15 protein-coding genes are annotated in these 13,929 nt (G+C 35.2%); 9 read left to right on the top strand and 6 right to left on the bottom strand.

Features of this window, described 5'->3' with window-relative positions:
• The 6 genes from ACPYKA_RS12510 to ACPYKA_RS12485 form a co-directional block, all read left to right on the top strand.
• Positions 1–438, top strand: a 438-nt coding sequence (locus ACPYKA_RS12510; RefSeq protein WP_479542596.1) for a substrate-binding domain-containing protein, incomplete at its 5' end; no start/stop codon positions are given.
• 91 nt (positions 439–529) lie between these two features.
• Entirely contained in the window at positions 530–2,020 is a 1,491-nt protein-coding gene (locus ACPYKA_RS12505) for a sugar ABC transporter ATP-binding protein (protein ID WP_479542595.1), read from the top strand.
• Positions 2,021–2,035: 15 nt separating this feature from the next.
• On the top strand, positions 2,036–3,058 hold the full coding sequence (locus ACPYKA_RS12500; RefSeq protein WP_479542594.1) for an ABC transporter permease: 1,023 nt from the start codon (positions 2,036–2,038) through the stop codon (positions 3,056–3,058).
• 62 nt (positions 3,059–3,120) lie between these two features.
• The gene (locus tag ACPYKA_RS12495; protein WP_479542593.1) at positions 3,121–4,110 is read left to right on the top strand and encodes a LacI family DNA-binding transcriptional regulator; all 990 of its coding nucleotides are present in this window, start codon (positions 3,121–3,123) and stop codon (positions 4,108–4,110) included.
• A gap of 52 nt (positions 4,111–4,162) precedes the next feature.
• Positions 4,163–5,200, top strand: a complete 1,038-nt coding sequence (locus ACPYKA_RS12490; RefSeq protein WP_479542592.1) for a Gfo/Idh/MocA family protein — start codon at positions 4,163–4,165, stop codon at positions 5,198–5,200.
• A gap of 157 nt (positions 5,201–5,357) precedes the next feature.
• Positions 5,358–6,326: a sugar phosphate isomerase/epimerase family protein gene (locus tag ACPYKA_RS12485; RefSeq protein ID WP_479542591.1), complete on the top strand. Its 969-nt coding sequence runs from the start codon at positions 5,358–5,360 to the stop codon at positions 6,324–6,326.
• Positions 6,327–6,675: 349 nt separating this feature from the next.
• Here ACPYKA_RS12485 and ACPYKA_RS12480 read toward each other — a convergent pair whose 3' ends face one another.
• The gene (locus ACPYKA_RS12480) at positions 6,676–7,635 is read right to left on the bottom strand and encodes a DUF4349 domain-containing protein (RefSeq protein ID WP_479542590.1); all 960 of its coding nucleotides are present in this window, start codon (positions 7,633–7,635) and stop codon (positions 6,676–6,678) included.
• A gap of 344 nt (positions 7,636–7,979) precedes the next feature.
• Positions 7,980–8,594, bottom strand: coding sequence for a class I SAM-dependent methyltransferase (locus ACPYKA_RS12475; protein WP_479542589.1), 615 nt, complete (start codon positions 8,592–8,594; stop codon positions 7,980–7,982).
• A gap of 621 nt (positions 8,595–9,215) precedes the next feature.
• On the opposite strand from ACPYKA_RS12475, the gene ACPYKA_RS12470 reads away from it, so the two are divergent.
• The gene (locus ACPYKA_RS12470) at positions 9,216–9,833 is read left to right on the top strand and encodes a YpjP family protein (protein WP_479542588.1); all 618 of its coding nucleotides are present in this window, start codon (positions 9,216–9,218) and stop codon (positions 9,831–9,833) included.
• A gap of 58 nt (positions 9,834–9,891) precedes the next feature.
• Here the strand turns inward: ACPYKA_RS12470 and ACPYKA_RS12465 are convergent, their stop codons facing one another.
• On the bottom strand, positions 9,892–10,302 hold the full coding sequence (locus ACPYKA_RS12465; protein WP_479542587.1) for a type II toxin-antitoxin system death-on-curing family toxin: 411 nt from the start codon (positions 10,300–10,302) through the stop codon (positions 9,892–9,894).
• Entirely contained in the window at positions 10,299–10,550 is a 252-nt protein-coding gene (locus ACPYKA_RS12460; protein ID WP_479542586.1) for an AbrB/MazE/SpoVT family DNA-binding domain-containing protein, read from the bottom strand. The genes ACPYKA_RS12465 and ACPYKA_RS12460 overlap by 4 nt, the downstream gene beginning before the upstream one ends.
• 306 nt (positions 10,551–10,856) lie before the next feature.
• Here ACPYKA_RS12460 and ACPYKA_RS12455 point away from each other — a divergent pair, with 306 nt between their 5' ends.
• Together ACPYKA_RS12455 and ACPYKA_RS12450 are read left to right on the top strand one after the other, a co-directional pair.
• Complete coding sequence (locus tag ACPYKA_RS12455) at positions 10,857–11,636, top strand: hypothetical protein (protein ID WP_479542585.1); 780 nt, start codon at positions 10,857–10,859, stop codon at positions 11,634–11,636.
• Positions 11,637–11,725: 89 nt separating this feature from the next.
• Complete coding sequence (locus ACPYKA_RS12450) at positions 11,726–11,914, top strand: YjfB family protein (RefSeq protein ID WP_336263283.1); 189 nt, start codon at positions 11,726–11,728, stop codon at positions 11,912–11,914.
• 53 nt (positions 11,915–11,967) lie between these two features.
• Here ACPYKA_RS12450 and ACPYKA_RS12445 read toward each other — a convergent pair whose 3' ends face one another.
• Both ACPYKA_RS12445 and ACPYKA_RS12440 read right to left on the bottom strand, forming a co-directional pair.
• Entirely contained in the window at positions 11,968–12,792 is an 825-nt protein-coding gene (locus tag ACPYKA_RS12445; RefSeq protein ID WP_479542584.1) for an aldo/keto reductase, read from the bottom strand.
• 95 nt (positions 12,793–12,887) lie between these two features.
• Positions 12,888–13,760, bottom strand: a complete 873-nt coding sequence (locus ACPYKA_RS12440) for a YitT family protein (protein ID WP_479542583.1) — start codon at positions 13,758–13,760, stop codon at positions 12,888–12,890.
• Positions 13,761–13,929 lie beyond the last annotated feature (169 nt).

Raw genomic sequence — 13,929 nt, 5'->3', positions numbered from 1 at the left:
AAGAAAGGATTCGAAGATACAATCGCAGAAATTGCACCAGATTTAACGATTCAAACATATGCGACAGAATTCACGCGGGAAGCCGGATTGAGTGACTTCTCTGACATTCTAACAGCGAATAGTCAAATTGATGCCGTCTATTCCTTAGATGACGAAACTTCGGTGGGTGTATTACAAGCGATTGAAGAAGCTGGAAGAGATGATATTAAAGTCGTAACTGGCGGTGGCGGGATGCAGGAATACTTTAATATGATGCCACAAAACGAAGATATTTGGATCCAATCAGCTTTATACAGCCCGGCAATGGTGAAAGATGCGGTAGATGTAGCGCTTAAAGTATTAAAAGGGGAAGACGTGGAGGAGCAAATTATCATTCCAACCACGATTGTAGATAGAGATAATTATGAGGAATTTATTGATACAGATTCACCGTATTAATTGATCATGGAGTTAAGAGGTATCTGCTGTACAAGAGAGGCTATATGAAAGGTATAGCTTCTCTTTTCAATAAAAATCTGGAAGTGATGTCATGATCATTGAGATGAAAAACATTAAAAAGTCATTTGGTAATAATGTTGTTGTACTAAAAGATGTTTCTTTTACAATACAAGGTGGTCATATTTGTGCTTTGTTAGGTGAAAACGGAGCTGGAAAATCAACATTGATGAATATTCTTGGTGGAGTACATCAAATGGATGCGGGTACAATTTTGATTGATAACAAGAAAGTTCATATAGAATCTCCAACACATGCACAGAAGGCTGGGATCGCTTTTATCCACCAAGAATTAAATTTGATTAACGATTTACCTATTTATGAAAATATATTTTTGGGCAGAGAAATAAAAACAAAAAGCGGAAGTTTAGATTTAGAAACGATGATTAAAAAAACAGAAGCTATTTTTAAAGAAATAAATGTCGATTTGAATCCGAAAACGATGGTTCATCAACTTGATTCGTCTTACAAGCAAATTGTTGAAATCTGCCGTGCAATGATGACAAATGCGTCAATCATTATTATGGATGAACCTACTACTTCTTTAACAGAGCAAGAAATAAAACGTGTCTTTACAATGATGAAAACATTGAAAGAACGTGGTGTTGGAATTATTTTTATATCCCATAAATTGAATGAAGTTATGCAAATCTGTGATCAATACGTTGTCTTGCGTGATGGTAGTCTCGTTGCAGAAGGAAAGGTAAGTGAAGTAACGACGAATGATCTTGCTCGTTTTATGGTCGGGCATGATGTAAGAACAGAAAAGTTACGTAGAAAAAAGAAGATAGGAAATACAGTGTTACGTTTAGAAGGATTTACAAGCACCCATACTTTTCGGGATATAAATTTTTTGATTAAAAGTGGAGAAATTGTTGGAGTGACTGGATTGCTTGGTGATGGCCGTAGTGAACTTTTTCAATCTGTTTTCGGGGCAAAAAATATCTTGTCAGGAAAAATGTATTTTGAAGAAAAGGAAACAACATTAAACAATACAGTTGATGCTATAAAGAAAGGAATTGCATACCTTCCAAACAATAGAAAAGAGAATGCTATTCTTAAAGATATGAATATTATTGAAAATGCGACTATTACTACTTGGTCTAAGTTTTCACAACTAGGTATTATAAATATGGAAAAACATGAAGAGACCTTTGAACATCAGCGAAAATCATTGCGAATTAAAATGGGTAAGCTTATTGATAGCATTAATAGCCTCTCCGGTGGAAATCAGCAGAAGGTTGTTCTTGCTAAATGGTTAGCAACCGAACCAAAGTTGCTTATACTAGATAATCCTACACAGGGTGTCGATGTCGGAGCGAAAGAAGAGATTTACGATATCATTTTAAAACTCGCTGAAGAAGGTCTTGCTATTGTTGTGCTTTCAGATGAGGCAACTGAAGTCATCCGTATATGTGATCGAGCAGTTGTCATGTATCATGGGGAGATTCAAGGAGAAGTGGTTGGAGACGCGATGAATATGCATAATATGATGACATTAGCAACAGGAGGGAAACTGAGTTAGTAGGGGGAAAATCATATGAGAAACACCTTTGGACGGATTAAAAATAAGTGGATAAATGAACCATTGTTTAGTACGTTTGTTGTCCTTATTATTATGGTAATCATCCAGACATTAGTTTTAGGATTTGATTATGACTCTTTTGGTAGTTGGTTTCAATCATGGATGAGTAATTGGCTAAATATTCTTAGAAATAATGCGGGTGTAGGAATCATTGCTTTAGGGATGACACTTGTTATTATGTCAGAAGGAATTGATTTATCGGTTGGTGCTACATTAGTTGCAACAGGTGCTTTTTTGATGGTTTTAATCGATACTGGGAGTAAAGGTTTGTTAGGATTGATCGGATTAACAGGTATTCCTGCATTTATTGTTGCAATTATTATCGTGTTAGTGATGGGCTACTTATTAGGAGCTTTAATTGGACTAACAATTACAAAAGGAAAAGTACCTCCGTTTATTGCTACATTGGGAGCTATGATGATCTTTAGAAGTGTAACTCAACATTTTATGCAAGGATATAATACACAAGTACCAGCAGAGTTTTTAACAATTGCTAGTTTTAAAGTGGGAAACTATATGCTCATGCCGATTATTTATTGGGCAATTATTGCAGCAATCCTTTATTATGTATCGAAGCGAACTGTTTTTGGAAGACAAATTATAGCTGTTGGTTCAAATGAGAAAGCAGCGATGTTATCAGGAGTTAAAGTAGATAAAATCAAGCTTCAAGTATATGCACTAATGGGACTCCTTGTTTCTATAGCAGCTATTATTCAAGTTTCTCGTATCGGATCTATGGACTTTTCTAATGCTGGTAGAGGAGTGGAAATGGACGCAATTGCAGCAGCAGTTGTAGGTGGAACGAGTATGAGTGGAGGAAGGGGATTTATTCTTGGAACTGTTTACGGTATGTTAATTATTGCTGTTATGAATAATTTATTAAATCTATTTGGTGTCCCTCCATTTTTGAGAGATGCATTTAAAGGATTAATTGTAATTTGCGCTGTGCTGTTACAAAGAAAACAGCAGGTGGGATAGAGTCAATGTAAAAATAAGTATAATTATACGTAAATTTGAGTAGGTGAAAGAAGGAAGGATAAATGGCAAACATACAACAAGTCGCAGAATTGGCTGGTGTGTCAGTTGCTACTGTCTCTAGAGTACTGAATAATCATAGTACAGTGGCAACTAAAACAAAATTAAAAGTAGAAGATGCAATTAAGAAATTAAACTATGAACCAAGTATGCTAGGAAGAAATTTACGAAACTCCGAAAGTCGTTTGCTTTTAGTATTAATTCCTAAAATTTCAAATCCCTTTTATTTTGAAATTATTAAAGGAATTGAAACGACAGCATTAAGTCAAAGCTATAATGTTTTGTTATGTGAAACGGATTCTAACCCTGAGCGAAGAAATATTTATTTTGATTTAGTTCGAAAAAAAATGGCGGATGGTATTATTTCAATGGATCCTGCAATTAACTTAAAAACGTTGTTACAATTAGCAGAACGACACAGTATTATTCAATGTAGTGAATATGCAGTCGATAGTGGTATTTCTTACGTAACAATTGATAGCGAAAAGGCAGCGTACCGAGCTGTAAAACATTTAATATCAATTGGTCATAAAGATATCGCTTTTATTAATTCGGATAAGAAATACTTATACGCCAGGCAACGTGAAACAGGTTATAAAAAAGCGCTGGAAGAGCATGGTATACCATTTAATAAAACATATATTCGTTATACACAACAATTAAGTTTTGAATCCGGTCAACAAGCAATGCGGAGTTTATTAAGTGAAACAGACCGACTAACTGCAGTGTTTTCTGTTTCAGATTTACTTGCTATCGGAGCATTAAAAGAAATCCATGCCCAAGGACTTCAAGTTCCTAATGATATCGCTGTAGTAGGTTTTGATAATATTGATTTTTCTAATATGACTCATCCAACATTAACTACTGTCGAACAGCCCATGTACAAAATGGGTACGATTGCTGCACAGATGCTGATGGATAAAATAAAGGGTGAGGAAGTAGAAAGTGTTGTCTTAGATCATGAATTAGTCATTCGCGAATCTACGTCAGGTTAGATTGACATGCATATCGATGGTTCCATGTTTATTCACACAGGGAGGAAATAAGATGAGTATAAGAGTGGGGATTATTGGGTGTGGTTCAATTGCAAAACATCGGCACGCACCAGAATATAAAGCGAATCAATCTGTTTCGGATCTGGTGTTTTACGATCGGAATATTGAACGAGCGGAGGCGATGGCGAAGCAGTTTGAGGGTAGTGTTGCACACAGTGTTGAGGAACTGTTATTGGATACTACAATCAAGGCCATCAGTGATTGTTCTTCAAATGAGTACCATCATATTTTTTCTACAGAGGCATTGTTACATGGAAAGCATGTGTTATGTGAAAAGCCAATTGCACTCTCAGTTGAGCATGCCAATCAGATGATTGAAGCGCAAAAGAAGTCTGGTAAAAAGCTAATGGTTGCTCACAATCAAAGATTCACGAAAGCACATATACGAGCTAAACAAATAATAGAAAGTAATGAATTAGGAAATGTACTTACTTTTAAAACATCTTTTGGTCATAAAGGTCCTGAACATTGGGGAACGAATAAGACTAACTCTACTTGGTTTTTTAAAAAGAATCGTTCTGGGTTTGGAGTACTTGGAGATTTAGGAATTCATAAAATAGATTTACTTCACTTCTTATTAGATGATGAGATCGAACAGGTATGTGCTTTTCAAGGAGCGCTTGATAAAAAAGATGAGTACAATAACCCAATTGAAGTGTGCGACAATATTGTAGCTAGTTTGAAGACAAAACGAGGCCGATTAGGTACAGCATCTTTTTCTTGGACGTATTATGGTGAAGAAGATAATAGTACGATTATTTATTTTGAACGTGGAATAATGAAAATATATAATAATCCAACGTACCAAATACAAGTAATGAAACATAATGGAGAAAAAATTCACTACGAAGTGGAGCCAATACAAACGAATGATAATCAGTCCAATTCAGGTGTTATTGATGCATTTATACAGTGTATACGTTTTGATGAGACTCCACCTGTTACTGGTGAACAAGCATTATTATCGTTAAAAGTAGTGCTCTCTATGTTGGAAGCGGCAGAAAACGGCAGAATGGTTCATGTGAGTTGAAAAAGAAGCAAAAAGAAAATGACTCTAGTATTTGTGGCATGAGAGAAATGGATGGATTCATGAGTTTCCAATACTATGTTAAAAGATTATTTTAAATAGTTCGTCTAGATTCTATCTAGTGAACGAAGTCGAATAAAAGACATGAGGAGGGATAGAGATGAAATTAGGCGTATTTACTGTATTATTTTCTGATATGAAATTAGATGACATGCTTGACTATGTTCAAAAAGTAGGGGTACAAGCGGTTGAAATCGGTACAGGTGGTAACCCCGGAAATGCGCATTGTAATTTAGATAAATTACTTGAAGATGAAGAGTATCGGAAAGAATACTTAGATAAAATACATTCCCGTGGATTGATGATTAGTGCATTTAGTTGTCATGATAATCCCATTTCACCAAACAAAGAACATGCAAAAAAATCCCATGACACATTGGTTAAAACAATAATGCTAGCAGAGATGCTACAGGTACCGGTAGTAAATACTTTTTCTGGAATACCTGGATCCCATGAAAACTCTAAATATCCGAATTGGCCAGTCACCCCTTGGCCAACTGTATATGAAGATATTTTGAAATGGCAATGGGAGGAGGAACTCATTCCATATTGGAAGCAGATGGGGCAATTCGCGAAAGATCATGGAGTAAAGATTGGCATTGAATTACATGCTGGTTTTTTAATTCATACCCCGTATACAATGCTTAAATTACGTGAGGAAACAGATGAAGCAATTGGTGCTAATCTCGATCCAAGCCATTTATGGTGGCAAGGAATCGATCCAGTTGCTGCAATAAAAATTCTTGGTAAAGAAAAAGCTATTCATCATTTTCATGCGAAAGATACTTATATTGATCAAGATAATGTAAATATGTATGGATTAACAGATATGCAACCTTATCATGCAATTCAGAGTAGAGCGTGGAGTTTTCGTACGGTTGGTTATGGACATAGTATTCAAGAATGGTCTAATATCGTAAGTGCACTAAGAACATACGGCTATGATTATGTTATAAGTATTGAACACGAGGATCCAATTATGTCAATGGAAGAAGGTTTTTCTCAAGCGGTTCGTAATTTAAAGCGGGTTAATATAGAAGAACCTCCACCAGAGATTTGGTGGGCTTAACTAAATTACTTGCTATCAGAATAAAAATAGGCAAACGTAATAATATGGACTACATTCCCACAGTCTTGTACAGAGAAGTTGGGAATGTAGTCGTGTGCCCGGGATAGGTGATCATTTAATGGTTCGGACTACCTAGAAATATCAAAAAACTCACATTCAGAAAATAAAAGTTTTCATGAGTAAAGTATTATCCCAATCTGTCATCCTTCAACTAACCCTTTAAATGCTTTTGCATGCTCATTAATTACATTATTCAAAAGTACCAAAAAATCATTGTATAGTTCATCAAGTAATTTCTTTGTATTATAATCTTCTCGACTTTTACTTCAAAGCTCTGTCTCGGGGTGTATTAACTTCCGTTACTATTATCTTTCCATTTTCTTATCCTTCTTTTTACGATTAAATAAACAACTAGCACAACTACTGAGAGTATTAGTATAATAGGAAGATTCCCGACGAGAAATACTATTATTCCTGACCCGGTTGCAAGGATAAGATTAATGCTGGTGGCAAGTTGTTTTTGCGCTCTTTCCCATGTATCTAAATCTTTATTCTCTAGTTCGGGTATTTTGACGCGATTTTCATACATTGATATTTCAATTGTCGAAAAAGAGGTTTGATTTTCAAGGTAGTTCATTTTCCCGACGATAACTTCAATTTCTTCTTGTACGGTTGCTAAATCGTCCGATATTTTTAATAAATCCTCTGTCTTTTTTGCATCATTCATGAACTCCAGCAATCTTTCTTCAACTGCTCGTTTGGATTTTAATCTTGATTCCAAATCTACAAATTGTTCGGTTACATCTTCTCCAGTTACATTTCGTTCCAGAACTTCGGCAGCAGTTTCTTCTGTATCCGATAAAAAGGCTTTAAAATCTTTCTCTGGAATTCTCACCTTTATATAAGCTGTATTATCATCCTCGTTTTCTCGATATATGTTTGATTCAACGATATATCCACCATATTTATTAGCTTTGGATTCAATGTTGGCTTGAGCTTTATCAATGTCTTTCACATTAATATGTAATTGGGCTTGGTGAACGATCATTCGATCTGTTTGAGCAAGCTCAATTTTTTCTTCATCTTGACTTTCTGCTTCATTTTCTAATGCTTGATCCTTCATTTCGATTGCTGCAAAATCGTTTGAACTTTCTGTATCGGCTTCTTCTGTGCCACTGTGCGAATACATTTGACTTTCGCTCTTTGCATCTTCCATTTCGTGATTCGAATTATCTGAACCAGAGTTACAAGCCGCTAAAAAAAGTAACGTGCTTAAAAATACTAACAATCTCATATTCTTTTTTAGCATGTAAAAACCTCCTTTGGCGATAATAGGGGAACTACTTTATAAATTGTTACTCAAGTTCGTTACGAAATTGTATTAAAAAAGAGAAGTACTTTCACTTAAATGTATGCTTGTCCGGCAAAAAACATTTTAGAAAAAGGCCTTCTCGTTTCAGCAATTATATCAAGAAACGATGAAATTAGACAGAACGGATTTTGTTCTGATATTCGCTGTTTCGTTCACTGGCATCTAAAAATAGGAGGTGGGAAAAAACTTTTTGGTTTAAATTATCGAACGGACGATAAACGATATGTGGGTGTCCTATATGAATGATAAGGATATCGTAAGCTTGGAAAGAAGTGATTCTTCTAAACTTGTTTAGATGGTTTTGCCCACATTAAACACATGATATCTTGCCAATAGCGTTCCACATGCTTAATCTGTAGATCGGACTGTTCAATTATAGCAAGCATATCACGGTTGCAGTTGCATCCGGATATTTTTTTAAATAACGGATTAATTATCTTTTGCGTAGTAGAAAGTAATCTTTTAGTACTGAGACCATGTTCCATAAGTAATATCGTGCCATTAGGTTTACACCACTCATTAAACTTCTTTAATGTAGCAACTGGTTCCGGATAGCTGCAAAGTGTTAGGGTAGAAACGATACAATCAAATGCATTTTCTTCAAACCGTAATTGATCGATGTCGTTCTGTATAAAATTTGCTTTTATTTGTATGGTGGAAGCCAATCGCTCAGCGCTTTTAATCATCTGCTGACTAAAATCAACACCTGTTATGTGCACATTTTCTCTGTTATAAAATGGGAAGTTGGCACCAACCCCAATCCCAACTTCGAGAATATTTCCATAGGCACTTTTTAATAATTTGCTTCTCCAATTATTAAGTGTTTCATGGTTTCTATTTTTTTCGTACATTTTTACTTGTTTATCATATTTTCTAATTAATTTTTCTTTTTTCACCTTTCTCCCTCCAGTCGAACATTATTGGTGAATCCGCAGCCAGCCGATTTTCTATGTAAAATATAGTTTAAAAATTTTGTATTTGCTTCGAGCTAAAAGTCTGTATAGCCGTCCGGGTAAATTTCTTAATTGTGAATAAATTATATCAAGAAATGACGGTTAAATATATACTTATTTTACCAACTAATGAGTAATATAATTGCTTTAATATAAAGTCCCTTTTTAGGCAGATAAGAAAGTATAAATCCTTTCTTGGCAGATAAGTATAAATCCTTTCTTACTGCTCACTGGCTAAAAGCGCGACGTCCTGGGACTGTAGCTACGCTTTCGTCCCACCGTAAAGATTTGTCGCAACGCCAGTACTAGCACGTCCTGTGCGTCGTAAGTGCAACTTTAGTTCTCGCCAAGGCTTGCACTCAAGAGCATAAGCGCAACATCACTTCTGTCTTTCGCCAATCTGAGGAAGGCCGACTAAGAACAGGCTTTGCGCCTGACGTCGGCATACCCCTTTGAAGGGGCATGTTTTCTTTAACGAATGCTAAGTTTTCTAAAAAATACCCCTAGACAAGTTCGTGAAAAATGGTAAAATTTAATAAAGAAGATACATAGGGGATTGTTTCTATGAAACTATGGATGAGAAAGACCTTTGTAATTTTAATAGCGATTATGACATTAGGGATGTATGTGCCTCCGGTCTCTTTAAATACGGATGCGGCTGAAAGTAAAGATATATCTTCTAATTCAAATCCTAGTGAAAATAATGAATATACGAAAGTCATGGATTTAGAAGAACCTGAATCAACTTATGAGGGTTCTACGTTTGATAGTGATTCCGATATTGATTTTACAAGTTTGCTAATTACGCAAGCGCAAGAGCAAACAATTACGAAACTAGGTCCTAAAATTGCTTCTCAAATAGAAGATGAATTTACGGTGAACATCTTGCCGGTCATGGAAGAAGTAATAACGACAATTATCGCTGATGCCAATGAGGATGCGGTGCCGTATTATGCAATTACGGAACGCCCATCAAGCGGATTTGGGGAAAGAATCTTTCACGTATATGATGAGCGGAATAAAAAAGATATTGCGAGATTTCATGTACGTCGTGAAAATCGGCCTCTCGAAGGATATTGGTTTAATTTTCACTATCATTTAAGTAAAGATAATTTTGAAGAGCATTATGAAATCGGAGAAATTTACTGGGATAAAAACACACCACCAAAATGGATGTCATAAACGTGAGAGAATAATTATACAGCCAAGTGTCGAAAAAAGATACTTGGTTTTTTAATATTTATAATTTCCTGCTATGTTTCTTGATTATTTCTACAATTTCATTAAATGTATATTTATTAGTTACTATATTCACAATAAAGTCTTGTTCTTCTATAACACCCATTATCCATTCATAGCCATTTAGTTTGAGAAAAATAATTAATGAAGCAAGAGCTGTTCGTTTATTTGCATTGTGAAAGGGATGATTTTTAGCAAGCGATTCTGTAAGTGCACAAGTTTTTTCAAAAATAGTTGGATAGGCATCATTTTCAAATACAGTTTGCTTCGGTCTGTTTAGTGCAGAATCTAATAAAGCCGGTTCTTTCACACCGATTTGTTCTTTTGGTGAAAAAACGTTTATTTGCATGGTGTTTATAGCAATTACTTGATGAATGGTAAGGTAAACTATCTTTTCTCTTGATTCCCTCATCGTTCAACTAGTCCTTTAAAAGCAGTTTCATGTTCTTTAATCACATCGGTTAAGAGTTCCATAAATTCATTGTCTACCCCATCAGGTAGCTTTATTTCTTCTACTCTTTGCAACATAATCTTTCCATCTTTTACTTCCACTGTGACATTGTCTCCATACGAAATATTTGCTTCCTTCAACAATCTTTTTGGTAATGTAATTCCATAGCTGTTTCCGATCTTAGTTATTTTACGTTCATATTTTGTCATGAATGATCACCTCGTCCATTTTGTTATAACGGTTATAACGATTATAACACGTTTTAGAATTATAACCAATAGTTGTTTTTGTGATCCGTTCCTTATTGGAGGACTTTTGGAATTGGGGGAGAATAGGTATCCCTCTTAACCAATGTATAAACCGGAAAAATAACATTTCAATCATTCTATCGATGGAGTGTCTTGTACAAGGGGAGGGATTTTTATAAAACACTTGTTCGCACCTATGTTTTATATTACAATAGAATTAGAACTTCATCAAGATGCTCATCCACTATGTGTAAGGGTGTGTTACGAATGCCACTAACTAAAATGCCAGAAGTTACTCCTTCAAGCCAACGAATTTTTTTCATAAGGGAGGAAATCCCATATTATTCGAAACATGATCAATTATTAAAACAACTAATTGAGATGTTTTTTGAAGAATTTTTAGAAGCATTTTTTCCAGAAATCCGTGAGCAAATTGAATTTGAACGCATTACATTTTTTCCGAAAGAAAGGTTAACAGAACTTTTTAGTGGTAACAAACGTGTTTTACATTTTGTTACCAAAGGTACTTGGAACAAAAACGATGCGTTGGTTTCTGTCCATGTAAAACCACAAAGTTCTAACCTACCTATTTTTAATAAAATGTTTACACGTTTACATATGATTGAAAAACTTATATGCTCCTTAGTTATTTATAGATATGAAGAAGCTTGGGATAAAAATAAATATAGTGTACCGTTTTCGGACTTAGAAGTGCTCAATTTTCATTATTTTACGTTACATTTACGAAAACAAAACTGGCGTACGTTTATTGAAAAGGATAATCCGGTTGCTGCTGCTTTTTTCAGCAAAATGAGGTATGCCAAGGATGAAAAGGTTAAAGTTAAGTTAGAATTTTACAAGACACTTGCGAGGCTGAAATTAGATTTGAGGGAAATGGATGTATTGGTAAGTTTTTTTGAAACTGATTTAACACTATCTGATATAGAGAAGGCAATTTTCATCGAAGAGGTAAAAAAACTTCATAATGCCGATGAAATATTAGAAATTCTATTTGATCTAAAGAAATGGAAAGGCAATAGAAAGTAAAAGAGAGAAGGATCTTGAGATGATTTGAAAAAATTGTTTGTAAACCGATATAGTAGATGAAGGGATTCTTTATTGTTAGGAGGGTTTTCGTGGATATTGCGGCACTATCGGTTGTGATGAATCAATCACAAGTAAAACAGCAGGCGAGTCTTGCTGTGATGAAAAATGCCATGTCTACTGCAGAAATGAATGGGGCTGCGCTAATTGAAATGATGAATCAATCTAGTCCAGCAGCTCCACATCCGTATCTTGGAGGAAAAATTGATCTAAAAGGATGAATTTTTGGAAAGTGAAAGAATAGCATATGTTATTCTTTCACTTTCCACATCTTTTATCGAACGTTCATTTCGCTTGGGACTGAATTAATTCGTTCATTTCGGTCTAATTCGGCAATTTGATCCATATCAGCTTCACTTAACTCGAAATCAAAAACATTTATATTTTCTTCCATTCGGGAAGGGGTTACCGTCTTTGGAATCACGATAGAGTTAGATTGCAAATGCCATCGTAATATAACTTGAGCCGGTGTTTTTTCATATTGGATCGCTATTTTTTTAATGATTTCATCTTGTAATACAGTTTTACCATTCATTAATGGGCTGTATGCTTCAAGAAAAATATTATGTTCTTCGCAAAATTTCTTTAATTCCTTCTGTTGTAAATATGGATGACATTCTACTTGATTAACAGCAGGAGTGACCGTACACTCATCCAATATTCGTTGTAAATGATCAATATCGAAGTTACAAACGCCGATTGCTTTTGTGCGACCATCTTTATATAATTTTTCTAATGCTTTGTATGTTTCAACATATGTATTATACATTGGAGTTGGCCAGTGAATTAAATACAGGTCAACATAATCGAGACCGAGTTTTTCAAGGCTCGTGTCGAAAGCCTTTAATGTATTGTCATAGCCTTGATCGGCGTTCCATACTTTTGTTGTTATAAATAAATCTTCTCGTGAAATGTCACTAGCAGCGAGTGCTTTACCAACACCACTTTCATTCCCGTATATTGTTGCTGTATCAATTGAACGATACCCTACATTTAATGCTTGTTTAACAGCCGGAGTTGCTTCTTCATTCGGTACTTGCCATACGCCGTAACCAAGTTGAGGCATACGAAGACCATTGTTTAACGTTACAAAATCCATGAATTCACTTCCTTTTTCTTATTTTATACTTATAATGATAACGAATAAGCTGAATCATAATCAAAATATTAGACTTGATAGGGGGAAAGTACTCATTATGATTTTTTTTGAATCGGTGAATAGAATCTTCCACCGTGAGCTTCTTGAGCGTCCATGATGGTGGTGAAGGCATCTGGGTCGATTCCCATAATAATGTCTTTTAGTTTTGATATTTCCAGTCGTATGATGACTACATAGATCACATCTCTTTCGTCTCCGTTAAAACCACTTTGCCCGTGCAGTCTTGTTACAGTGCGACCGAGACGTTGGTTAATTGTCACTGCTAGTTTTTCAAATTGATTTGAAACGATGATAACTGCTTTTGTGTCATTGAATCCTTGGGTGACAGCGTCGATTATTTTGGAGGCAATATAATAGGTCAAAATGGAGTACATTGCTTGTTCCCAACCGAGTACGAAACCGGCCCAACCAAAAATGAATAAGTTAAAGAACATAACAATTTCCCCGACGGAAAAGGGTATTTTTCTTGATATAAGAATGCTCAGTATTTCGGTACCATCTAAAGCTCCGCCGAAACGGATGACGATGCCAACTCCGGCACCTAAAATAATTCCTCCAAAGACAGTAGCAAGTAGTGGTTCATTTGTAATTGCGGCAAATTGTTTTAGATGAGGTTCAACCACAGCTAATACGATAATGCTAAATAGTGAAGCGATAAAGAAATTTTTTCCAATATATTTATAGCCAAAATATAAAAACGGCAAATTAATAATAAATACTAATATTCCAAAATTAATGTTAGTAAGATGATTAAGTAGTAAGGAAATACCGATAATACCGCCGTCAATAATATTATTGTCAACTAAGAATAACTCGATGGCGACCGCTGCAAGTGTTGCACCAATAATGAGCATAATATATTTCCAAATAAAATGTCTGGGAGTTTCGGATTTATGCTGTTCTGACATTCAATACACACCTTTACCTGATCTCCTCCCTAGTTTTCCATAATCAAGGTAAAGTAAACAGGATTTTTAAATTATCCTCTATTCTTTTCTTTTTTCGGTAATTTTAAAGTTAAACCAACGATCATGATGCACACGATAAAGGAAACGATGGCAACGAAGTGAAAATGGG

This window comes from Pseudogracilibacillus amylolyticus (SeqCode) (genome assembly GCF_051918545.1).
GTDB lineage: Bacteria > Bacillota > Bacilli > Bacillales > Amphibacillaceae > Pseudogracilibacillus.
The sequence above is the reverse complement of the archived record's forward strand: the minus strand, read 5'-3'. Positions and strand labels throughout refer to the sequence as shown.